This window comes from Dactylosporangium sp. NBC_01737 (assembly GCF_035963215.1).
Classification (GTDB): Bacteria; Actinomycetota; Actinomycetes; order Mycobacteriales; family Micromonosporaceae; genus Dactylosporangium.
On sequence record NZ_CP109153.1, the window covers coordinates 4303565 to 4325650 of the forward strand.

The window sequence follows — 22086 nt, forward strand, 5'->3', positions numbered from 1 at the left end:
TGGTGGCGGGAGGACGGGTTACTTGACGGCGCCGGCGGTCAGACCGGCCACGAAATACCGCTGCAGTGCCAGGAACCCGGCCACGACCGGGATGCTGACCACCAGGGACGCGGCCATCACCTGGTTCCAGTACACCTGGAACTGCGTCGAGTAGGCCTGCAGGCCGACGGCGAGGGTGCGGCTGTCCTGATCCGTCATGATCGAGGCGAACAGCACCTCACCCCACGCGGTCATGAACGCGTACACGGTGACCGCGACGATCCCCGGCACCGCCGTGGGCAGGATGACGGTGAACAGGGTGCGCATCGAACCGGCGCCGTCGACCTGCGCGGCCTCGTCGAGGCCCCGCGGGATCGAGTCGAAGTAGCCGACCAGCATCCAGATCGAGAACGGCAACGAGAACGTCAGGTACGTGATCACCAGGCCGAGGCGGGTCTGGTACAGCTCGATCCCGGTCGCCGTGCCCAGGTTCACGTAGATCAGGAACAGCGGCAGCAGGAACAGGATGCCGGGGAACATCTGCGTGGACAGCACCGCGACGGAGAACACGCCCCGGCCGCGGAAGCGGTACCGGCTGATCGCGAACGCCGCGAACACGGCGATCGCCACCGAGAACAGCGCCGCCACCGACGACACGGCCACGCTGTTGAGCAGGTAGTTGCCGAGCGGGACGGTGCTCCACATGTCCACGAACGCCTGGAACGTCAGCGTCGAGGGGAACCAGGTGAAGTCGTCCTGCACGTCCTGCAGCGGCTTCAACGCCGAGCTCACCATCACGAACAGCGGGGTGAGCACGAACAGCGCCAGCAGGCTCAGCACGATCCAGCGGGCGATCCGCTCGCCCCTGCCCTCACGCATGGTTCCTCCCCCGGTTCGTGACCATCAGGTACACGGCGGTCACCAGCAGCAGGAACAGCAGCAGCACCACCGACATCGCCGAGCCCATGCCGAAGTCCCAGGTGCTGAACGAGCTGTTGTAGATGTGGATCGAGATCAGGTCCGCCTCCTGCGGCGCGGACCCGCCGAACAGCACGTACGGGGTGTTGAAGTCGTTGAACGTCCACAGGAACAGCACCAGCAGCAGCACCTGGTTGATCGGGCGCAGCGACGGCAGCGTCACCGAGCCGATGCGCCGCCAGAACCCGGCGCCGTCGATCGCGGCCGCCTCGTACATCTCCGTCGGCACGTTCTGCAGCCCGGCGGTGATGCACAGCAGCGCGAACGGCCACGTCCGCCACACCGACACCACCAGCAACGCCCAGAAGCTGTTCTCGCCGATGAGCCAGAACGGCCGCTCGCCGTCGACGAGCCCGAGCTGGTCGACGAGCACGTGGTTGACGAGGCCGGTGTCGCGCTGGAACAGGAAACCCCAGGTGATGACGGCCGCGTAGACGGGCAGCGCGTACGGGGTCAGGAACAGGGTCCGCAGCAGCGCCCGGCCCTTGAACGGCCGCTGCAGGAACACCGCCGCGGACAGCCCGAACAGCCACGACAGGAACACCGACAGCGACGTGTACAGCACGGTGATGCCGAACGAGCGCAGCAGCGCCTTGCCGGTCTCGCTGTTGAAGTCGACGGTCGCGGCGTAGTTGTCGAACCCGACGAACGGCGCCGTCGACCAGTCCTGGATGTGGAACTGGGTCAGTTCCAGCAGGCTCATCCACACGCCGACGAGCATCGGCACCACGTGGATGCCGATCTCCAGGACCACGGCCGGGGCGACCAGCAGGTACGGCAGGTACCTGGAGCGCAGCCGGCGCCGCCGGCGCTGACGCTGGGTGCGGTTCGGTGGCGCACCCACCGCGCGGGCGTGATGCTGGCGCACGTCCGGGGCGGCGTGCATGGGCCGGCGGACCGGTACCGCGGCGGAGCCCCGCACGCTCATCGGCGTCACGTGGCCGCGGCCGGGGCGGGTCATCCTTTCATCCGTTGCTCGACGGCCTTGAGCTTCGCGCGGATCGCGGCCTCGGTGATCGGCTTGTTGTTCGCCGCGTTCGCGAACTGCTCCTTCATCACCGCGCCGACCAGCGTCTCGAACTGGCTCTCCGTGGTGACCTGCGGCAGCGGCGACGCCGTGGAACCGAGCACCTCGGCGAGGACCTTCTGCTCGGGTGCCGCGAACGCCGGGTCCGCCAGGGCCGCCTTCACCGACGGCAGCGAGCCGTACACCTTGTTGAGGGCGACCTGCTCGGCGTCGCTGGTCATGAACTTCACGAACTCCATCGCCCCCTCCAGGTTCCTGCTGTGCCGGAAGACCGCGATGTTGATCCCGGCGACCATGCTGTTGACCTTCTTGCCGCCGGCCGGTGGGTTCGCCGGGAACGGCACGTGGGCGATGCCGTACTCCTCGGGGCTCATGCCCTGCGCCTGGAACGCCGACCCGGCCGCCTGCCACAGCAGCATCGCCGCCTTGCGGTTGGCGAAGTCGGACAGCGACTCGTTCTTCGCGTACTCGGCGTTGCTCGGGTTGACGATCTTGTCGACGGCCATGAGGTCGATGTACCGCTTGATCGCCTTGACGTTCTGATCCGTGTCGAACGTCGGCTTGCCGCTGGCGTCGAACCACTCCCCGCCGTACTGCTGGCTGAACGTGAACGCGTGGTGCGCGTTCTCCGACGGGTTGGCGCCCTCGATCGCGAGGCCCCACTGCTTGCCGTTCGTGAGGCGCTTGCCGACCTCGACGAGCTCCTCCCACGTCGCCGGTGGCTTGCTGATGCCGGCGTCGGCGAACATCTGCTTGTTGTAGTAGAGCGCGTACGACAGCGAGTACAGCGGCACCGCCGCCGGCGCCTTCCCGGGCGCGCCCGCCGCGGCCAGGGCCGCCGGCACGAACCGGTCCCGGCCGCCGATGCGGTCGAACGCCTGCGCGTCAAACGCGATGAGCGCGTTCGTCGCCTGCAGCGACGCCGACCACGTGTTGCCGATGTTGACCACGTCGGGGCCGCGCCCGGAGGTCGCCGCGGCGAGGAGCCGGTTGAGCAGGTCCGACCACGGCACGACCTCGACCTTGACGTGGATGCCGGTCTGCTGCTCGAACCGCTCCAGGACCGGCGCGAGGGTCTGCTTGTCGAACTCGAGACTGCTGCCCTGGTTGCTCGCCCAGTACGTCAGGGTCCTGGCGTCCGCCACAGGGTCCCCGCACGCGGTGAGGGAACCGGTCAGCAGGGCGGCCGCCATCAGTAACGCGAGCCTGTGTCGTCCCGACACGGTGTCTGCCCTTTCGATGGGTGCCGACCGGCGTGCCGAAGCGACCGCAGGGGTTGGGACTGCGGTGTGACGGTCGCGCGCTCGACAGGGGTGGGGTGGTGCTGGTCCCAGCCGAACGGGGGGTGTGTTGCCGCGACCAGTTTCTATCGAGACTTAAATAATGTCGTCATTAAAGTGGGGCGCCTTGAGGACGTCAAGGTCGGGCCGGATCCGCAAACGCCGCAAAAGGGATTGTTCACGTCGCGATAGAAGTTTGTCTTGACGGCGGTGCAACGTCGGCGTAACACTCGTGGTTCTGAGAGAGCGCTCTCTCACTCCTGCTCCGCAAGCCGGCATGACGATGCCGGCCGACCGGCCGGCGCACCGCCTTGCGCCGTCCGCGTCACCCCCTCACGGTTCCGTCCGCCCAGATCACGACCGGGAGACCAACGAACCTCGCCCGGTCTGGATCCCCGCCAGGTCCCCCGATTGACAGGCAGGATCATGAAATTTCCGCGTATGTCGCGTTACGCCTCGGCGCACGCTGAGCCGGCCGAGGTGAGTCGCCGCTCTGCCCTGCGGCGCTGGCTCCTCGGCGGCGCCGCCACGCTGATGCTCTCCACCGTCGTCGCCGCCATCGCGCTGCCCAACGCGAGCGCCGCGCCCACCCTGCTGTCGCAGGGCAAGCCCACCACCGCCTCGTCCGCGGAGAACGCCGGTACCCCCGCCACCGCCGCCACCGACGGCAACACCGGCACCCGCTGGGCCAGCGCCTTCAGCGACCCGCAGTGGATCCAGGTCGACCTCGGCGCACCCGCCACGCTGTCCCAGGTCGTGCTCAACTGGGAGGCCGCGTCCGGCAAGGCGTTCCAGGTCCAGGTCTCCGCCGACGCCGCCACCTGGACGTCGCTCTACTCGACCACCACCGGCGCCGGCGGCGTGCAGACGCTCAACGTGACCGGCACCGGCCGGTACGTGCGCGTCTACGGCACCGTGCGCAACACCGCCTACGGCTACTCGCTGTGGGAGTTCCAGGTCTACGGCGAGATCTCCCCGACCGGGCAGACCTGCGGCCCCGTCAACCGCGCGATCAGCCGCCCGGCCACCGCCTCCTCGACCGAGAACGCCGGCACGCCCGCGGGTTCCGCGGTCGACGGCAACACCGGCACCCGCTGGTCCAGCGCCGCCTCCGTGCCGCAGTGGCTGACCGTCGACCTCGGCGCGACGTACCAGGTCTGCCGGGTGATCCTGCGCTGGGAGGCCGCCTACGCCAACGCCTTCCAGATCCAGGTCTCCGGCGACAACGCCAGCTGGACCCCGGTCTACTCGACCACCACCGGCACCGGCGGCGTCCAGACGGTCGACCTGACCGGCAACGGCCGCTACGTGCGGGTCAACGCCACCGCCAAGGCCACCCAGTGGGGCGTCTCGCTGTGGGAGTTCGAGGTCTACGTCCTCGGCGGCGGCTCCACCTCGCCGTCCAGCAGCCCGTCGACCAGCACCGGGCCGATCGAGCCGACCGACCCGAAGAACCCCAACTTCGGCCCCAACGTCTCCGTCTACGACCCGTCGCAGCAGGCCGCCGCGCAGGCCCGGCTCAACCAGATCTTCGCCGGCCAGGAGACCAACCAGTTCGGCACCGAGCGGTACGCGGTGCTGTTCAAGCCCGGCAACCACACCATCGACGCCAACATCGGTTTCTACACCCAGGTCGCCGGTCTCGGCTTCTCACCCGACGACGTCAACATCAACGGCCACGTGCGGGCCGAGGCCCTGTGGTTCGGCGGCAACGCCACCCAGAACTTCTGGCGCGGCGCGGAGAACCTGTCGGTGACCCTGCCGAACACCGGCAACGGCGTCCAGGTCGAGCGCTGGGCCGTCTCGCAGGCCGTGCAGTACCGCCGCATGCACCTGCGCGGCGCCAACAACGAGATCCAGCTCTGGAACGGCGGCGACGGCTGGTCCTCCGGCGGTCTCATGGCCGACACGAAGGTCGACGGCCGGGTCGTCTCCGGTTCGCAGCAGCAGTGGTACACCCGCAACAGCGAGCTCGGCAGCTGGGCCGGCTCGGTCTGGAACATGGTCTTCCAGGGCGTGACCGGCGCCCCGCCGCCGAACTTCCCGAACCCGTCGCACACCGTCATCAACCAGACGCCGCTGCAGCGGGAGAAGCCGTTCCTGTACATCGACGGCACCGGCACCTACCGGGTGTTCGTCCCGGCGCTGCAGGCCAACACGACCGGCACCAGCTGGTACAACAAGACCCCGGCCGGCTCGTCGATCTCCCTCGACCAGTTCTTCGTGGTGCGCCCCGGCCACACCGCCGCGCAGATCAACGCGGCCCTCGCCGCCGGCCGGCACCTGCTGGTGACCCCCGGCGTCTACCACCTCAACCAGACCCTGCAGGTCAACAACCCGAACACGATCGTGCTCGGCCTCGGCCTGGCCACGTTCGTGCCGGACAACGGCATCACCGCGATCAAGGTCGCCGACGTCGACGGCGTGAAGCTCGCCGGCATCCTCGTCGACGCCGGCACCGTCAACTCGCCCACCCTGGTCGAGCTCGGCCCGGCCGGCTCGTCGGCGTCGCACGCCGCGAACCCGACCTCGCTGCACGACGTGTACTTCCGCATCGGCGGCGCCCACGTCGGCAACGCCACCGTCAGCCTGCAGGTCAACAGCAACAACGTGATCGGCGACCACATGTGGATCTGGCGCGCCGACCACGGCAACGCCGGCACCTACGGCTGGACCGTCAGCAAGGGCCAGAACGGCATGGTCGTCAACGGCAACAACGTCACCATGTACGGGCTGTTCGTCGAGCACTACCAGCAGTACCAGGTCATCTGGAACGGCAACGGCGGCCGCACGTACTTCTTCCAGAACGAGATGCCCTACGACCCGCCGAACCAGGCCGCCTGGATGAACGGCTCCACCCGCGGGTGGGCCGCCTACAAGGTCGCCGACGCCGTCAACACCCATGAGGCGTGGGGCCTGGGCAGCTACTGCTACTTCAACGTCAACACCGCCGTCGTCGGTGAACGCTCCTTCGAGACGCCGGTCAAGTCCGGGATCGCCTTCCACAACATGGTCAGCGTCTCCCTCGGCGGCGTCGGCACGATCAACCACGTCATCAACAACACGGCGGGACCCGCCAACGCGGCCAACCAGATCATCTACGTGACCAGCGGGCCATAACGCCTTTCCCCGGAAACAGTCGAGCCGGAAGACCTACCCGCCCGGGTCTTCCGGCTCGACGCCGTCTGTCCACCGGTCGGTTGACAACCGGGTTCCGTCGTCCGGTCGTCCTTTGCCGGTGGGCGCAGGCGGTTCGATGGGTCCATGACACCGATCGAAGTGCACGGGCTGCGCAAGGCGTACGGGGGCAACCCGGCCGTCGACGGGATCTCCCTCTCCGTCGGGCCCGGGGAGATCTTCGCCCTGCTCGGGCCCAACGGAGCGGGCAAGAGCACCACCATCGAGATCCTCGAAGGCCACCGGCGCCGCGACGGCGGTGACGTGCTCGTGCTGGGGGAGGACCCCGGGGTCGCGGGGCGGCGGTGGCGGGCCCGGATCGGCATCGTGCTGCAGACCGCCACGGACGCGGCCGACCTCACCGTCCGCGAGACCGTCCGGCACTACGCGCGGTTCTACCCCTCCGCACGGGACCCCGACGAGGTCATTTCGCTGGTGGGCCTGTCATCCAAGGCGGGAGCCCTCGTCCGGACGCTGTCCGGCGGGCAGCGGCGGCGCGTCGACGTGGCCCTGGGCATCATCGGCAACCCCGCCCTCGTCTTCCTCGACGAGCCGACGACCGGGTTCGACCCGCAGGCGCGGCGGCAGTTCTGGACACTGATCCGCTCCCTCGCCGCCGACGGGACCACGATCCTGCTCACCACCCACTACCTCGAAGAGGCCGCCGCCCTCGCCGACCGGCTCGCGATCATCGCCGGTGGCCGGGTCGTCGCCGCCGGTACACCGTCCGACGTCGGCGGACCCGCCCGGGCACAGGCGACCGTCACCTGGCGCGATGGCACCGGACTGCACGAGGTCCGCACCGACACGCCCAACAGCGTGGTCGCCGCCCTGCCACCCGACGCGCTCGACCTGCAGGTGCGCCGCCCCAGCCTGGAAGACGTCTACCTCGACCTGATCGGAGCCCCGTCATGACCGCTCTGCTCGCGCACGGCCGCTCCCGTGGCCACGTCGAGATCCTGCAACTGGTGCGGCAGAAGGACGCGGTCATCTTCACGTTCGCGTTCCCGGCGCTGCTCACCGTGCTGCTCGGGCTCATCTTCGACACCCCGGTCGTGCCCGGGTCGCCGACCACGCACAGCCAGGTGTTCGCCGCGGGCATGATCGCCTACGGCATCCTGTCGACCGCGTTCATCAGCATGGGCGTCGGCATCGCCGTCGACCGCGAGGACGGCACGCTGAAGCGCCTGCGCGGCACCCCCGTCACCGCCGGCGCCTACTTCCTCGGCAAGATCGTCCTGGTCTTCTTCGCCGCGCTCTTCGAGGTGCTGCTGTTGCTGCTGGTCGGGGTCCTCATGTTCGACCTGCCGCTGCCCTCCGGGTCCCGCTGGCTCACGCTCGCCTGGATGCTCGTCCTGTCGGTGGTCGCCTGTACCCTGCTGGGCATCGCCGCGTCGTCGATGGCCCGCTCGGCCCGCAGCGCCCCGGCGGTGCTCAACCTGCCCGTCCTCGTCCTGCAGTTCACCTCCGGCATCTTCGTCCACATCGCGGCGCTGCCCCCGGCGATGGTCAACGTCTCGGCGCTGTTCCCCGTCAAATGGATGGGCCAGGGATTCCGCTCGGTGTTCCTGCCCGACACCCTCGCCGCGCAGGAGGTGGCAGGCTCATGGGAGCCCGGCAGGACGGCTCTGGTGCTGGGGGCGTGGTGCGTGATCGGACTGGTGCTGAGCCTGCTGACGTTCCGGTGGTCGCGTTCATGAAACGCCGGCATTGGGACTTGGGCTTCACCGTCGTGGCCGGCGCGGTCATCGCGTTCATGGCCTTCGACGACGGCCCGGGTCCCCGCGCCGCGTTCGTCTCCTCGGTCCTCGTCGCCGCCGCCCTCGCCTGGTACTTCCTCTACGGCCGCCGCCACATCTTCCGCACCGTCACCCCGCGCGGCGCCTGGATCTTCGTCCTCGTCCTCGCCGTGCTGCACCTCACCGCCGTCTGGATCGACCACACCGCGTCCTTCGCCCTCTTCGCCTGGGGCACCATGGTCTTCTCCGCGGTGCCCCGCCGCCCCGCCGCCGCGATCGTGGCCGCCCTCACCCTCCTGCCGGTCCCGATGACCTACCTGCGCGACGGCACCCTGTCCCTCGTGCACGGCCTGCTCCCGCTCACCGTCCTCGGCCTGGCGTTCGCGCTCCTCCTCGGCAGCTTCGTCTCCCACCTCGTCGAGCAGAACGAGGAACGCGCCACGATGATCGCCGAACTGTCCGCCAGCCGGGCCGAGGTCGCCCGCCTCTCCCACGAGGCCGGCGTCGCCACCGAACGCGCCCGCCTCGCCGCCGAGATCCACGACACCCTCGCGCAGGGCTTCACCAGCATCATCACCCTCGCCCAGGCGGCCGCGGCCGATCCCGCCCAGGCCGCGCACCGCCTCGAGCAGGTCGCCGGCACCGCCCGCGACAACCTCGCCGAGGCCCGCGCCCTCGTCGCCGCCCTCACCCCGGCCGACCTGCACAACTCCGGCCTCGGCGACGCCGTGCGCCGGCAGCTCTCCCGCCTCGCCTCCCAGACCGGCATCCGCACCGCCTGCCACCTCGATCGCCGCCTCGACCAGGGCCTGTCCGACCTGCCGACCGCGCTGCAGGTGGTGCTGCTGCGCTGCCTGCAGGAGGCCCTCACCAACGTCCGCCGCCACGCCCACGCCACCACCGTCGACGTCCACCTCACGCTCACCGGCACCACGGTCGTCCTGACGATCACCGACGACGGCATCGGCTTCACCGTCCCACCCCCGGCCGCCGCTGTGGCCCCCGCCCCGGCTGCGGTGCTGGGTGTGGACTCCGGCGGTGCGGCTGCGGGCCCGGCCGCGGCTGCGGTGCCTACCTCTGCGGCGGCGCCTGCCCCTGCTGCGGTTCCGGTTCTGGGCTCCGCCGATGCGGCTGCAGGGCCGGGTGCGGCTGCGGTGCCTGGTTCGGGCGCGGTTCCGGATGTGGGCTCCGGCGGTGCGGTTGCGGGCCCGGCCGCGGCTGTGGTGCCTGGTCCGCGTGCGGTTCCGGATCCGGGTTTGGGCTCCGGCGCTGCGGCGTCCAGTGCTGCCGGGTCGGCGTCTGGGCCCGAGCCCGGGTCCGGGTCCGGGTCCGGCGGGTCCGCAGCCGGGTCGGGATTCGGGTCGGGGTTCGGCCTCGCCGGAATGCGTTCCCGGGTCGAGCAGGCCGGCGGCCTGTGCACCGTCGAGAGCCGCCCCGGCGCCGGCACCACCGTCACGGTGCAGTTCGCATGATCCGCATCCTGCTGGTCGACGACCATCCTGTCGTCCGCGACGGCCTGCGCGGCATGCTGGAAGCCGAGCCCGACCTGACCGTCGTCGGCGAGGCCGGCTCCGGCGACGAGGCCATCACCGCCGCGCACACCCACCACCCCGACGTCATCCTCATGGACCTGCGGATGCCCGGCCTCGACGGCGCCGACGCCACCGACCGCATCCTCGCCGCCCTCCCACAGACCCGCGTCGTCGTCCTCACCACGTACGACACCGACGCCGACATCCTCCGAGCCGTCGAAGCAGGCGCCAGCGGCTATCTGCTCAAGGACGCCACCCGCACCGATCTCACTGCCGCCGTCCGCGCCGCCGCCCGTGGCGAGACCGTCCTCGCCCCGTCCGTCGCCGGCCGCCTCGTCCAGCAGGTCCGCAACCCACCCCGCCCGGCGACCACCCCGATCCTCTCGGCCCGCGAACTGGAGGTCCTGTCCCTCGTCGCCACCGGCCACACCAACGCCGCCATCGGCCGCGCCCTGCACATCACCGAGGCAACCGTGAAGACCCACCTGCTGCGCGCCTTCAACAAGCTCGACGTCAGCGACCGCACCGCCGCCGTCACCACCGCGATGGCACTAGGCCTCCTCACCTTCTGACCCCGGCTCACCTTCTGACCCTGGCTGACGTTCTGGCCCTGGCTGACGTTCTGGCCCGGCTCGCCCCTGCCCTCGGCACTCACCCCTGGCCCGGCTCGCCCCTGCCCTCGGCGTTCACCCCTGGCCCGGTGCGACCGCACCACAGCGCTTCCGGCCAACCGTGCCATGGCCCTGTCCAGCCGCACCTCCGTCCGCTGTCTCCACCCCAGAGCACCCGATCGGCGGCCGTTCCCGGTCGGCGTTGCGTGCGATCAAAGGGCTGCCGAGGTCCACGATGCGACGTCAGCGGCCGAAGTCGTGGATGGCGGTGGTGTGTTCGACACGCATGGTCCTCATGTCCCTGGCGATGACCGCGGCGGCCATCACGAGCAGGACCGCCGTGAGCTGTGCGACGGCGCGCCAGTGACCCAGCGGGATCGCCGCCAGGACGCCGGCCGCGGCCGCCACGCGATACCAGGCGCCGGGCAGCTTCAGGATCGACAGGAACAGCGCGTGGCCGAGCAGGAACGTGGCGGCGCCGGCGCTCAGCGCGATCGCGCTCGGCCAGTGCAGCGGCTCAAAGGCATGACCGACCGACAGCTTCACCCCGACTGCGGTGAACACGATGCCGGCGATCAGGAAGTAGTGCGCGTAACCCCACGCCTGGACCGCGACACGGGCCTTGCGGGCCGGGTCGGTGATCGCGTGCAGGGCGTGCTCGGCGCGGGTCTCGTCGCCGGAGAAGTAGTTCCAGTACAGGTAATACGCGATGCACAGGCCCAGCATCGCCACGAGGAGCGTGGACGGGTTGAGGTGCATGCCGGCGAAGGCGAGGCCGATCGCGACGACCGACTCGCCGATGGCGACGATGACGACCAGGCCGTGCCGTTCCGCGAAGTGTCCCGCGTTGATCGTCCAGGTGCCCATGCTGCGCTGCAGATACGGCGCGGCGATGACCACCACCAGTGCCGCGGTCCACAGCCCGTAGTGCCACGCGCCGTCGAGGAATCCGCCGGCCAGCACCAGAAGCGCGGCGGTGCCGTTGATCGGGGCCAGGCCGCCGATCGCGGCGCCGATCGAGGCGTTGTCGTCGGCCTGCAGGAACAAGGCAGAGTGGACGGCGGTGACGATGAGATAGCCGACGCCGAAGGCCCATCCGTCGCCGTCGAACGCATACGGGATCGACAGGGCGATCACCATGAATCCGGCCATGCCGGTGAGCAGCAGCGTGCGGCGCGTCGTGCTGCTCGGGGCCACCGCGTTGGTGAGCCAGGCGTAGCCCGCATACATCCACCAGACGATGCCCAGCATCAGCAGCACCCGGAGCGTGTGAACCACGTCGACGTGCTTGACCAGCACGGTGGCGAACTGGGTCACGGTGAAGACGAACACGAGATCGAAGAACAACTCGATGGTGGAGACCCGGGGTCCCCGCACCTGGGATGTCACAGCGATCACTGTAGCGACGGGCACCGACAATTTTTCTTGTCTTGACAGAAGAAGTTGTCGGTAGGTACGGTTCTCACATGTTCGAAGTGGGAGTCATCGAGGAGCCCGGCGCCGCCGAGGTGGCGTTGGACCCGATTCGGGCGCGGCTGCTGGCGCTGCTGGTGGAGCCGCACTCGGCGACCAGTCTCGCGGCGATCGTCGGCCTGCCCCGGCAGAAGGTGAATTACCACCTGAAGACGCTTGAGGCGCACGGCCTCGTCGAGCTGGTCGAGGAGCGGCGCAAGGGCAACGTCACGGAGCGGGTGCTGCGGGCCACCGCAGCGTCGTTCGTGATCTCGCCGACGGCTCTCGCCGCCGTGGCACCCGACCCGGCCAGATCACCCGACAAGCTGTCCGCGCGCTGGCTGCTTGCGATTGCGGCACGCCTCGTCAAAGAGGTCGGCACGCTCATCACCGGTGCCGCCCGGGCGGGCAAGCCGGTCGCGACGTTCGCGCTCGACGGCACCGTGCGGTTCGCCTCCGCGGCCGACCGGGCCGCGTTCGCCCAGGAGCTGACCACGGCGGTGGCCGCGCTGGTCAGCCGCTACCACGACGAGCGCGCCGAAGGCGGACGCGACCACCGCGTCATCGTCGCGATCCACCCCAGCCTGCGCCCGGACGCCCCGGGTTCGATGGACGCGGCAGCCACCGCCACAGACATCGACGTTCAGATCGAACCGCACCGTCCCGAGACCAAGGAGTCCTGACATGTCGCACGAATTCGAGCTCACCCACGACATCGACATCGCGGCAACGCCCGAGCAGGTCTGGGACGCGATCGCCACCGGCCCCGGCATCGACTCGTGGTTCATGGGCCGCAGCGAGGTCGAGCCCCGCGTCGGCGGCCGCGGGTCACTCACGATGCCCGGTTTCACCGCCGAGTCGACGGTCACCGCGTGGGATCCGCCGCACCACTTCGCCTACCAGAGCTCGCCCGACGAGAGCGGCGCGTTCATGGCGTTCGAGTATCTCGTCGAAGGCCGCGACGGCGGCAGCACCGCGCTGCGGCTCGTGCACAGCGGGATCATGACCGGCGACTGGGAAGAGCAGTATGACGCGCTGCGCAAGGGCAACCCGCTCTACCTGCGCACCCTCGAGCAGTATCTGCTGCACTTCCCGGGGCGCACCGCGGTGCCGGTCACCGCGTTCGGGCCGCAGCAGTCTGACCCGGAGCGGGCGTGGGCAGGCATCGTCGCCGCCGTCGGTCTGACCGTGCCGGTCAGCGAGGGCGACAAGGCACAGTTCACCGTCGACGGGCAGGACGTCACCGGCGTCGTCGACGTGGCGTTCGAGCCCGGCTTCCTGGGCGTGCGCACCGACGACGCGCTGCTGCGGTTCCTGGGTGGCGGTCCCATGATCCTCACCGGACACCACGTGTTCGCCGACATCGACCAGGAGGCCGCGCAGCAGACCTGGTCCGAGTGGCTCGCCGCCGTCTACGCCTGACCAACGTCACAGGGGCCGGCGACCGCGTCGGCTCCTGTGCTCGGGCAAGGAGCGCACCGTGCACACCGCCGAGTATTCGATCACCCGCAGGCTCGCCGCGGACCCGAAGCGGGTCTACCGGGCGTGGACAACGCCCGCGGGTTTCAGCCGGTGGTTCGGCCCGCGGGAGTTCACCACGCCGGAGGACCGCATCGTCATGCAGACCCGGCCGGGCGGCGCCTGGCGGGTCGTCATGCTCGACGGCGCCGGCAACGAGCACCCGCTCGGCGGTGTCTACCGCGAACTCGATGCCCCGCCCGGCTCGTCATGACGACCCGCGACCCCGGTGCCGCCGCAGGTAGCGGCGCCTGGACGGTGAGCGTGATGTTCAAGCCGACCGGTGACGGCGGCACCGAGATGACCATGCGGCAGCAGGGCGTCACCACCGACGCCGCCCGCGCCGAGAGCACCGTGGCCCGTTGGCGCCGGTCCTTCGACCGGCTCGCCGAGCACCTGGAGGAGCGGTGAACCTCGCCTGGGCCGTTGTCCTCCCGATCGTCGTTGCCTTCCTGTTCGTCGTTGTCGTCCTGGTCGTTTGCTGCTCTCCTGGCGGTCCCGGGCGGCATCGCCCAGCCGGCGTGGTTGCCGCTGCTCGACGACAGCGGCGCGCGTCCGGCCGTGCCGCGACGGTGCCGGGCCTCCGGTCAGGCCGCGACGAAGCGGTGGCAGGCCACGGCGGGGATGTTGCCGAGCGAGGCACTGAGGCGAGCCGAGGCGGGGTGGGATGCGGGGAGCAAGCCACGGTGGGGATGTTGGCCAGCGCGGCGTTGAGGCGAGCCGGGCGAGGCGGGATGCCCCCTAGGGCATTAGCGGGGGAGTCGGGGTGGGTTGTGGCGGGGGAGCCGGGGTGGGTTGCGGGCCGGGGTGGTGTGGGCGGTGCCGGTCATCGTGTGTGCGGTGGCGCTGCTCGTCATGCGCAGCTCGCGCGGCAGGCGGTCACCGGCGGCGGCAGTCACCGGCGGTCGCTGCGGCACCTGTTCGGCCGGGGTGCCAAGCCGGGTGAGGGGTCCCGCCGGTGGCTTGCAGGGGTCACAATGCTCACGTGACGTTGCCCATCCCCTACAGCGGCGGCGGCGGTGAGCTGCCCGCCTACACCGGGCCCGACGTGCAGATCGGCGACGTGCGGGTCGACGGCCGCGCCATCTACACCCCGGTCGGGGTCTGGCCGATCCACGGCAGCCGGTGGCTGGTGATCTCGCAGCCGGTGCCGATCACGACGACGCCGGGCTGGGCGATCGGGCTCGGTGTGGCCAGCGCGATCATCGCCGTGATCATGGCGCCGTTCACGTGCGGGCTGAGCCTGTTCCTGCTGTTCGGCCTGTTCTTCCTGACCGCGAAGGCGCACACGATGTCGGGGCCGATGATCGTGTCGATCCAGGCGGGACAGTTCCACTACATGGCGCGCGAGGTGGTGTATTCGCCGCTGCACGCGGCCGAGGCGCTGCAGCGCGTCAACTTCGCGCAGGCGCTGGCGTCGCGGTACTGAGGACGGGGGCGCCGCCGGGCGGGCTCAGGCGTCCGGGTCCTCGTCGTAGCCGGCGAGCAGCTGCGACCTGGTGCCGACCAGGTGCGGCTCCAGGTCGCCGACCCTGGCGAGCCTGATCTCGGCCGGCGCCAGGTTCGACACCCGCAGCAGCAGGCCGGGCACCTCGTCGAGGACCGCCAGCCAGCCCTTCTGCGCCGGCATTACCTCCTGGTCCGGCCAGCGCTGGAACGGTTTCGGCACGCCGTCGACGGTGATGCCGACCCGGTGCGGCGCGGGTGTGGACGCGGCGCGCAGGTTGCGCTCGTACGTCCTGCGGTCCTCGGGTGGCTGCGGCATCACGGCCGCGACCCGCATGTCGATGAGCAACGGCAGCGGCGGGCCGGCGGTGGTGACGACCTCGACCCAGCCGCCGCCGGCCGCCGGGTCGCCGAACGTCAGCCCGGCGTGCACGAGCCGGTCGTCGTCCCAGGCCCAGCCGCCGATGCGGCACGGACCGGACCAGCCGGCCATCCCGTACAACGGCAGCGCGGCGGCGCTCGCACGGATCCGGTTCGCCCGCTGGTCGATCAGCGCAGTGAACTCGATGCGGTTCAGCCGCCCCCCGTATCGCATGGGATCGATCGTGCAGCATCACCGGCGTCTGTGGCGTCCCGCCGCCCCTCGCGCGAACCCCCGCTGTTTACCCCGTGGCGCCGTACTCACGACCCGGCGCGGCGGGGCCGGATGGCGCACCGCCACCGGGCCCGGCGGGCCGGCATCGGCGGGCGGTCAGCGTGCCTCCGGGTCGGCGCCCCTGGCGGCGCGGCCGCCGTCGACCGGCAGCACCGCACCGGAGACGAACGACGCCGCCGGTGACAGCAGGAACGCGACCGCCTCGGCGACCTCGTCGGCGCCGCCGGGCCGCCCGAGCGGGTGCAGCCGGGCCAGCTGGTCCACGATGTGGGCGGCCTCGTCCGGCGGGCGGGCAGCGAGGTACGCCTCCGAACGTTCGGTCCCGATCGAGCCGAGGGCGACGGCGTTGACCCGGATGCCGTGCGGGCCGTGGTCGACGGCGAGGGCGCGGGTCAGGCCCTCGATCGCGGCCTTCGCGGTCGCGTAGGGCAGTGCGCCCCGCACCGCGCGCTGCGCCTGGTGCGAGGACACGTTGACGATCGCGCCGCCGTGCCCGGCCGCGCGGAAGCGTCGCACGGCGGTGCCGCTGCCGGCCACGGCGGGTGCCAGGTTCGCCACGATGAGTGCGACGAGCTCGCGCGCCGGTACCGCGTCGATCCAGGCGTCACGGAAGACGGCGGCGTTGTTGACCCAGCCCGTGAGGGGCCCGCGCGCCTCGGCGAGGTCGGCGGCGCGCTCGGTGACCGCCTCGTCACCCGCGTCCCCGGCGAGTCCGACGACGCGCCCGCCGTCGAAGACGCTGCCGGAAGGGCTGCCGGCGCCGCCGGTGATCCAGGTCAGTGCCGAGGGGTCGTGCTCCAGGACGACCACGGCGGTGCCGTCGTCGCGCAGCAGGCGCGTGACGACCGCGCGGCCGACACCCCGGCCGCCGCCCGTGACGACGTAGGACCGCACCGGACTCAGAGCACCTCTTCGATCTTCGCGGTGCCGACGTCGAAGATGAACCCGCGCACGTCCTCACGGTGCGGCAGCCACGCGCACTCGCGGATCGTCTCGATCGAGGTGCGCATCGTGTCGTGCAGGTCGCTGAAGCCGGGCACGTCCCAGCTCGGCGCACGGCCGGTCTCCTCGGTGAGCGTCGCGCGGAACTCCTCGTCGTCGAAGCCCTGCATGCCGCATTCGGTGTGGTGGATCACGACGATCTCACGGGTGCCGAGCCGCCGCTGGCTGATCGCGAGCGAGCGCAGCACCTCCTCCGTCGGCAGGCCGCCGGCGTTGCGGATGAGGTGCGCGTCACCGATGTCCAGACCGAGCGCGCCGAAGAGGTCCAGTCGCGAGTCCATGCACGCGATCACGGTCAGCCGAAGGCGCGGCCGCAACGGGCGCGGCCCGGGGAACGTGCTGGCGTACTGCTCGTTGGCGTGGATGAGATGGTCGATCGCCGACATCCCGCCAGTGAAACAGATCGGTCACTCATTCGGATGACGTCTGCATCACACGAGGCCAATCTCACCTGTGAGCGTGGACCTCTACGCTGCTCGAGTGAGCGTGAACGTGAACGGACCCGACAGCGCGGATCGGCAGGACTGGGACGTGGTCGTCGTCGGCGGGGGGCCCGCCGGGCTGTCCGCGGCACGCGCGGCGGCGCTCGGCGGGGCACGGACGCTGGTACTGGAGAAGGCGGTGCACCCCCGGTACAAGACGTGCGGTGGTGGTCTGATCGGTTTCAGCGTCCAGGCGGTCGCCGGCGCGATCGAGATCCCGGCCGACGACCACATCGTGCGGGCCGACTTCACCCATGACGGCCGGCGGGCGTTCACCCGGACCGCGCGCCGCGGGCCGCTGCTGCAGATGGTGCGCCGGCCGCAGTTCGACGACGCGCTGCGGCTCGCCGCGGAGAAGGCCGGCGCGGTCGTGCGGCAGTCGGCGACGGCCCGGTCCCTCGAACAGACCGGCGGCACGGTGACGGTCCGGCTCGCGGACGGCTCGACCGTCATCGGCGCCACCGTCATCGGCGCCGACGGCTCGTCAGGGATCACGGCCCGCCACGCCGGCGTCGAGTACGGCCAGGTCGACCTCGGCCTGGAGGTCGAGCTGCCGGTCCCCGCCGGCGTCGCCGCCGACTGGAAGGGCCGGCTGCTCATCGACTGGGGTCCGCTGCCCGGCTCCTATGCGTGGGTGTTCCCGAAGGACGACGTCCTCACCGTCGGCGTGATCGCCTCCCGCGGGCAGGGCGAGCGGACGAAGCGGTACCTGCGCGACTTCGTGACCCGGCTCGGCCTGGACGGCATCGAACCCGTGCACGACTCCGGGCACCTCACCCGGTGCCGCACCCCGAGGTCGCCGCTGCGCACCGGCCGGATCCTCGTCGCCGGCGACGCGGCGGGCCTGCTGGAGCCGTGGACCCGCGAGGGCATCAGCTTCGCCGTGCGCTCCGGCACCCTCGCCGGCGCGGCCGCCGCCTCCGGCGACCTCGACGGCTACGTCACCGGCGTCGAACGGACCCTCGCCCCGGCGATGACGGCGGGGCGGCGGCTGCTCGACACGTTCAGCCGCCGGCCCGGGCTCTTCCACGCGATGCTGCGGACCCCGCCGGGCTGGCGCATGTTCGAGCGCTTCTGCCTCGGCGAGACGTCGTTCGAACGTACCGTCGAACGCCTGCCGATCCGGACCGCCCTGCAACTGCTGCGCTGAGCGCTACCGTCTGCAGGCATGAGGTTTCGCGCGACGCTGTTCCTCGGCGGGAAGACCGCCACGGGCATGAAGGTCCCCGCCGAGGTCGTCGAGTCCTTCGGCCGCGGGAAGAAACCGCGGGTCCTCGTGACGATCAACGGTTACACGTATCGCAGCACGGTCGCGGTGTACGGCGGGGAGTACATGCTGCCGGTGTCCGCCGAGGTCCGCGCCGGTGCGGGGATCGCCGCCGGTGACGAGATCGACGTCGACCTGGAGCTGGACACGGCGCCCAGGGTCGTCGAGGTGCCCGCCGACCTCGCCGCCGCCCTGACCGCGGATCCGGCGGCGAAGGCGAGGTTCGACGGGTTGTCGTACAGCAACCAGCGGCAGCACGTGCTGGCCCTGGACGGCGCGAAGACGGCCGAGACGCGGCAGCGCCGGCTGGACAAGACCCTTGCGGCGCTGCGTGTGAGCGCGTCGGGGCGTTGCGCGTCAGCTTGACATGAGGGCGTTGAGCTCGCCGTACCCGATGGCGCCGTCGAGGCTCGTGTAGGTGCCGGCGCTGAACGCCTCCTCGGCGGCGCGCCGGGCGACCGTGTACGCCGCCTCCGCCACCCACGAGCCGAGGCTGACCCGGGCCACGCCCAGCTTCGCGAGGTCGGCGACGGACGGCGCGGACGGGCCGACGAGGATGTTCAGCGGCGCGGGGATCGCCGCGGCGAGCGCCGCGATCGTGGTCGCGTCCACGACCCCGGGCACGAAGATCCCGCTCGCCCCGGCGTCCAGGTAGGCGCGGGCCCGCGCGACGGTGCCGTCGATGTTGCCCTCGCCGCGCAGGTACGTGTCGACGCGCGCGTTGATGTAGACGTCCGGGGCGGCGGCCCGGGCGGCCGCGATCCTCGCCGCCTGGTCGGGGACGGCGCGCAGGCCGGGGTCGTCGCCGCGCACGGTGTCCTCCAGGTTGACGCCGACGGCGCCGGCCGCCGCGACCCCGCGCAGCGTGTCGGCGACGTCGCCGGGGTGGCCCCGAAGCCGGACTCGACGTCCGCGGTCACCGGCACGTCCACCGCGGCGACGACCCGCGCCAGGTGCGCGAGCATCGCGTCACGGGTCAGCGCGTCGCCGTCGGGCACGCCGAGCGACCAGGCGACCCCGGCGGAGGTGGTGGCGACCGCGCGGGCACCGGCGGCGGCGACGATCCGCGCGGAGGCGGCGTCCCACGCGTTGACGAGCACGAGCGGGTCGGCGGCGTTGTGCAGCGAGCGGAACAGTGCGGCGTTGGTCATGCCGCCATCCTTCCGGCCGCTGCGGTGCCGTTCCAACGTTTTAGCCTGGACTGCATGGTTGCCATCGGGCTGTCCGCCGGCGGGGTCGCCCGGGTGCGGTTCGCGATCTCGCCACTGTGGGAGACGATCGCCAGCATCCGCGTGCTGCATGACCCCGGCGCGCACGCGATCCACCTGCCGTGGGTCCGGAAAGTCCGGCCCCGCCTCGGGCGGCTGACGCGCAGCGAGCTGTGGCAGCTGGTGCCGCCGGGCCCGGCGTACGTGCCGGACTTCCTGACGCCGGCGCCGGCGGGCCTGTTCACAGACCTGTCGGCGGAGCTGGACGCGCTGCTGGCGACGCCGCCTGCCGAGGTCGCGGCGCAGCTCGGGGTCGCGGCGCGGCCCGGGGTCACGGCGCGGCCCGGGGTCACGGCGCGGCCCGGGGTCACGGCGCGGCCTGGGGGTTGGGTGCAGGGGCCGTCGCTGGACGGGTTGCTGCAGCGGCTCGCGGAGCAGATCGCCGACTACTTCGACGTGGCGCTCGCCGCCGACTGGCCGCGCATCCGGCAGCTGCTCGAGGCGGAGGTGTTCACCCGCGCCCGGGCCCTCGCCGCGGACGGGGTCGGCGGGCTGCTCAACGACCTGCACGAGCAGGTCCGCTGGGCCGACGACACGCTGTCGGTCGCGCAACGGTGGTGCACCGCCGACGACGTGCCGGACGGCGGCGGGCTGGTGCTGATCCCGTCGGTGTTCGTGTGGCCGTCGATCCTGACCGTTTCGGCGGGGCGGCTTGCCCAGTTGGCGTACCCCCCACGGGGGACGGGCGCGCTGTGGGAGCAGCCGGCCCGCACCCCGGACGGGCCCGCCGCGGTCCTCGGGCGCAGCCGGGCGAGGCTCCTGGTCGAACTGTCGGCGCCCGCGTCGACGACGGCGCTCGCGGCCCGGACCGGGCTGACCGCCGGTGGCGTCTCCCAGCACCTGGCGGCGCTGCGGTCGGCCGGGCTCGTCACCGCCCACCGTGACGGCCGCACCGTGCTCAACGTCCGCACCGACGTCGCCGACGCCCTGCTCGGGAGCAGGAGATACGGCTGAGGTGACCAACGGGATGCGGCAAGGCGGCTCGGGGATACGGCCGGGGGACTCCGGTCGGTGGCCGGGCAGCTTCATCTCGACCCTACCGCAGCCAGAGAAATTGATCTCCGGCGTCGTCGCTGTCCGTAGTTTACGCTGCCAGACCGGGGCCGGAACGAGCGCATGCCGGCCTGCGGGAGTGGCTCCCGCGGACCGGCATGCGAAGCAGTGAGGATCAGCCGGCGGCGATCGACGGCGGGGTGTCGGTGTCGATGACGGTGGCCTGGGAGAAGGCGGAGTCCAGCTGGGCCTGCAGGGCGTCGAGCTGCGAGAACTCGGCCTGGTGCGACGACTCGCTGCCCTCGGCGGCGAAGACGTGGTCCGACTCGGCGGCCGAGTGGTCGTAGGACGTGAAGTCCGACTCCTCGTAGTGCTCGCCCGACGGGTTGGAGTACTCGACGTGGTGGCCCTGGTCGAACGAGGTCGACTCGGCGGCCGCGTGGTCCTGCTCGTACACGTTGAACTGGTTGTTGTAGTCGGCCTCGCTGGCGTTGACCTCGTGGAGCTGGTTCAGGGACTCGTGCTCCTGGCCGGTCTCGACGTGGCCGTAGTCCGCGCCGGTGTCGCCGCCGTCGTACTCGCTCATGGTGGATCCTCTCGTATTGCGGGGGTGATGTGGTTTGCGATGCAGATGGGGTTCTTGGCGCTGGTGTTGACACTAGGAGCGCCGTCGTGGCGTCGAATCCCGGATACGTGCCAGCCGTTCAACTGCCGTGGCCGGGAGCGTATACCGTGCTCAGGGGCCTGGACTATCCCCGAAACGACAGTTGTCCTCCTGCCGGACACCCGACAGTGTGCGCCCGCCATACTGCGTGCCGTGCGAAAACACTGCTGCGACGGCATGCGTGCTCAACTGGCCCGGTCCGAGTCGGAGGACGGCGAGGACGACCCGGACGTGGTCGTCGTCTATGACGCGAAGTTCGACGAGTACGGGCTGCCCGTCCGGGACGGCGGCACGTCGATGGTCGTGATCGGGTACTGCCCGTGGTGCGGCGGGCGCCTGCCGGCGTCGCGGCGCGACGCGTGGTTCGACGCGATCGAGGGGCTCGGGCTCGACCCGTGGGAGGACGAGGTCCCCGTGGAGTTCCACGACGGCAGCTGGTGGGCCCATGACCTGGTCGAGGACGTCACCAGCCGCGAGTTCGTCGAGCCGGACAAGGTGCTGAGCCCGGTCTAAAAGCCAGGACTCAAGAAGGCCAGAACCACAGAAGGCAAGAAAAACTAGCGGATCAGCTCGACCACGGGGATCTTCCGTTCGACGCCGTTCTGGTGGTCGGCGAAGAACGGGTAACGCTCGCAGATCCTGGTCCACAGCACGGGCCGGTCCTCATCGGTGACGGGACGAGCGGTGGCGGGGAACTCCTCGCCCTCCGCCTCGACGGTGACGGCCGGCCCGGCGACCAGGTTGCGGTACCAGTCCGGGTCGGAGACCGCGCCCGCGTTCGAGGCGATGACGTACAGCTTGTCGTCGACGCGGATGTACATCATCGGGCTGGTGTGCGGCTTGCCGGTCGTGCGGCCGACGGTGGTGAGCAGCAGCAGCGGCCTGTCCTCGAGGCGGCGGCCGTTGGCGCGGAACTCCGCGATCAGCTTGCGGTTGTACTCGCGCTGGTCGATCGGCAGCTCAGTCATGCCTGCCAGCCTAAGCGGCGGCGCGCAGCAGCGCCCGCCATCGGCAGG

At 71.2% G+C, this 22086-nt stretch carries 22 protein-coding genes and 2 pseudogenes; 13 read left to right on the plus strand and 11 right to left on the minus strand.

Annotated features, from left to right (window positions below):
- Window positions 1–18 precede the first annotated feature (18 nt).
- From OHA72_RS19520 to OHA72_RS19530, 3 genes are read right to left on the minus strand one after another with little or no spacing between them, the layout of a single operon-like run.
- On the minus strand, window positions 19–858 hold the full coding sequence (locus tag OHA72_RS19520; RefSeq protein ID WP_327009228.1) for a carbohydrate ABC transporter permease: 840 nt from the start codon (window positions 856–858) through the stop codon (window positions 19–21).
- Entirely contained in the window at window positions 851–1918 is a 1068-nt protein-coding gene (locus tag OHA72_RS19525) for a carbohydrate ABC transporter permease (protein ID WP_327009229.1), read from the minus strand. The genes OHA72_RS19520 and OHA72_RS19525 overlap by 8 nt, the downstream gene beginning before the upstream one ends.
- Complete coding sequence (locus OHA72_RS19530) at window positions 1915–3177, minus strand: ABC transporter substrate-binding protein (RefSeq protein WP_327009230.1); 1263 nt, start codon at window positions 3175–3177, stop codon at window positions 1915–1917. Before OHA72_RS19530 ends, OHA72_RS19525 begins: the two co-directional genes overlap by 4 nt.
- A 528-nt stretch (window positions 3178–3705) precedes the next feature.
- Between OHA72_RS19530 and OHA72_RS19535 the strand changes: the two genes are divergently transcribed.
- The 5 genes from OHA72_RS19535 (at window position 3706) to OHA72_RS19555 (ending at window position 10284) form a co-directional block, all read left to right on the plus strand.
- Window positions 3706–6384 carry a pectate lyase-like domain-containing protein gene (locus OHA72_RS19535; protein WP_327009231.1) on the plus strand — a complete coding sequence of 893 codons (2679 nt, stop codon included), beginning with the start codon at window positions 3706–3708 and terminating at the stop codon, window positions 6382–6384.
- 144 nt (window positions 6385–6528) lie between these two features.
- Window positions 6529–7356, plus strand: a complete 828-nt coding sequence (locus tag OHA72_RS19540; RefSeq protein ID WP_327009232.1) for an ABC transporter ATP-binding protein — start codon at window positions 6529–6531, stop codon at window positions 7354–7356.
- Entirely contained in the window at window positions 7353–8141 is a 789-nt protein-coding gene (locus OHA72_RS19545) for an ABC transporter permease (RefSeq protein ID WP_327009233.1), read from the plus strand. Before OHA72_RS19540 ends, OHA72_RS19545 begins: the two co-directional genes overlap by 4 nt.
- On the plus strand, window positions 8138–9652 hold the full coding sequence (locus OHA72_RS19550; protein ID WP_327009234.1) for an ATP-binding protein: 1515 nt from the start codon (window positions 8138–8140) through the stop codon (window positions 9650–9652). The genes OHA72_RS19545 and OHA72_RS19550 overlap by 4 nt, the downstream gene beginning before the upstream one ends.
- Window positions 9649–10284 carry a response regulator gene (locus OHA72_RS19555; protein ID WP_327009235.1) on the plus strand — a complete coding sequence of 212 codons (636 nt, stop codon included), beginning with the start codon at window positions 9649–9651 and terminating at the stop codon, window positions 10282–10284. Before OHA72_RS19550 ends, OHA72_RS19555 begins: the two co-directional genes overlap by 4 nt.
- 282 nt (window positions 10285–10566) lie before the next feature.
- Here the strand turns inward: OHA72_RS19555 and OHA72_RS19560 are convergent, their stop codons facing one another.
- The gene (locus tag OHA72_RS19560) at window positions 10567–11712 is read right to left on the minus strand and encodes a low temperature requirement protein A (RefSeq protein WP_327009236.1); all 1146 of its coding nucleotides are present in this window, start codon (window positions 11710–11712) and stop codon (window positions 10567–10569) included.
- A gap of 77 nt (window positions 11713–11789) precedes the next feature.
- On the opposite strand from OHA72_RS19560, the gene OHA72_RS19565 reads away from it, so the two are divergent.
- The 3 genes and pseudogenes from OHA72_RS19565 (at window position 11790) to OHA72_RS19575 (ending at window position 13704) form a co-directional block, all read left to right on the plus strand.
- Window positions 11790–12458, plus strand: a complete 669-nt coding sequence (locus OHA72_RS19565; RefSeq protein ID WP_327009237.1) for an ArsR/SmtB family transcription factor — start codon at window positions 11790–11792, stop codon at window positions 12456–12458.
- A 1-nt stretch (window position 12459) separates the two neighbouring features.
- Complete coding sequence (locus OHA72_RS19570) at window positions 12460–13197, plus strand: SRPBCC family protein (RefSeq protein WP_327009238.1); 738 nt, start codon at window positions 12460–12462, stop codon at window positions 13195–13197.
- Window positions 13198–13255: 58 nt separating this feature from the next.
- A pseudogene (locus tag OHA72_RS19575) lies at window positions 13256–13704 on the plus strand (SRPBCC family protein).
- A 338-nt stretch (window positions 13705–14042) separates the two neighbouring features.
- Here the strand turns inward: OHA72_RS19575 and OHA72_RS19580 are convergent.
- Complete coding sequence (locus tag OHA72_RS19580; RefSeq protein WP_327009239.1) at window positions 14043–14192, minus strand: hypothetical protein; 150 nt, start codon at window positions 14190–14192, stop codon at window positions 14043–14045.
- An 86-nt stretch (window positions 14193–14278) separates the two neighbouring features.
- Here OHA72_RS19580 and OHA72_RS19585 point away from each other — a divergent pair, with 86 nt between their 5' ends.
- Window positions 14279–14722, plus strand: a complete 444-nt coding sequence (locus OHA72_RS19585) for a hypothetical protein (protein WP_327009240.1) — start codon at window positions 14279–14281, stop codon at window positions 14720–14722.
- A 24-nt stretch (window positions 14723–14746) separates the two neighbouring features.
- Here OHA72_RS19585 and OHA72_RS19590 read toward each other — a convergent pair whose 3' ends face one another.
- From OHA72_RS19590 to OHA72_RS19600, 3 genes are all read right to left on the minus strand, one after another.
- The gene (locus OHA72_RS19590) at window positions 14747–15334 is read right to left on the minus strand and encodes a hypothetical protein (protein ID WP_327009241.1); all 588 of its coding nucleotides are present in this window, start codon (window positions 15332–15334) and stop codon (window positions 14747–14749) included.
- Window positions 15335–15490: 156 nt separating this feature from the next.
- Window positions 15491–16288, minus strand: coding sequence for an SDR family NAD(P)-dependent oxidoreductase (locus tag OHA72_RS19595; protein WP_327009242.1), 798 nt, complete (start codon window positions 16286–16288; stop codon window positions 15491–15493).
- A 5-nt stretch (window positions 16289–16293) separates the two neighbouring features.
- Complete coding sequence (locus tag OHA72_RS19600; protein ID WP_327009243.1) at window positions 16294–16782, minus strand: beta-class carbonic anhydrase; 489 nt, start codon at window positions 16780–16782, stop codon at window positions 16294–16296.
- A 100-nt stretch (window positions 16783–16882) separates the two neighbouring features.
- On the opposite strand from OHA72_RS19600, the gene OHA72_RS19605 reads away from it, so the two are divergent.
- Window positions 16883–18028, plus strand: coding sequence for a geranylgeranyl reductase family protein (locus tag OHA72_RS19605; RefSeq protein WP_327011614.1), 1146 nt, complete (start codon window positions 16883–16885; stop codon window positions 18026–18028).
- Between the two features lie 18 nt (window positions 18029–18046).
- Complete coding sequence (locus OHA72_RS19610; protein ID WP_327009244.1) at window positions 18047–18511, plus strand: YdeI/OmpD-associated family protein; 465 nt, start codon at window positions 18047–18049, stop codon at window positions 18509–18511.
- Here OHA72_RS19610 and OHA72_RS64705 read toward each other — a convergent pair.
- Window positions 18503–19446: pseudogene (locus OHA72_RS64705) on the minus strand (isocitrate lyase/PEP mutase family protein). The gene OHA72_RS19610 and the pseudogene OHA72_RS64705 sit on opposite strands and share 9 nt — an antisense overlap.
- Here OHA72_RS64705 and OHA72_RS19625 point away from each other — a divergent pair.
- Entirely contained in the window at window positions 19351–20367 is a 1017-nt protein-coding gene (locus tag OHA72_RS19625) for an ArsR/SmtB family transcription factor (RefSeq protein ID WP_327009245.1), read from the plus strand. The pseudogene OHA72_RS64705 and the gene OHA72_RS19625 sit on opposite strands and share 96 nt — an antisense overlap.
- A gap of 214 nt (window positions 20368–20581) precedes the next feature.
- On the opposite strand, the gene OHA72_RS19630 is transcribed toward OHA72_RS19625, so the two are convergent.
- Window positions 20582–20992, minus strand: coding sequence for a hypothetical protein (locus OHA72_RS19630; protein ID WP_327009246.1), 411 nt, complete (start codon window positions 20990–20992; stop codon window positions 20582–20584).
- Between the two features lie 231 nt (window positions 20993–21223).
- Between OHA72_RS19630 and OHA72_RS19635 the strand changes: the two genes are divergently transcribed.
- The gene (locus OHA72_RS19635; RefSeq protein ID WP_327009247.1) at window positions 21224–21583 is read left to right on the plus strand and encodes a DUF6980 family protein; all 360 of its coding nucleotides are present in this window, start codon (window positions 21224–21226) and stop codon (window positions 21581–21583) included.
- Between the two features lie 44 nt (window positions 21584–21627).
- On the opposite strand, the gene OHA72_RS19640 is transcribed toward OHA72_RS19635, so the two are convergent.
- A complete protein-coding gene (locus OHA72_RS19640; protein WP_327009248.1) occupies window positions 21628–22038 on the minus strand; it encodes a nitroreductase family deazaflavin-dependent oxidoreductase in 411 nt (136 codons plus the stop codon).
- Between the last annotated feature and the right edge of the window lie 48 nt (window positions 22039–22086).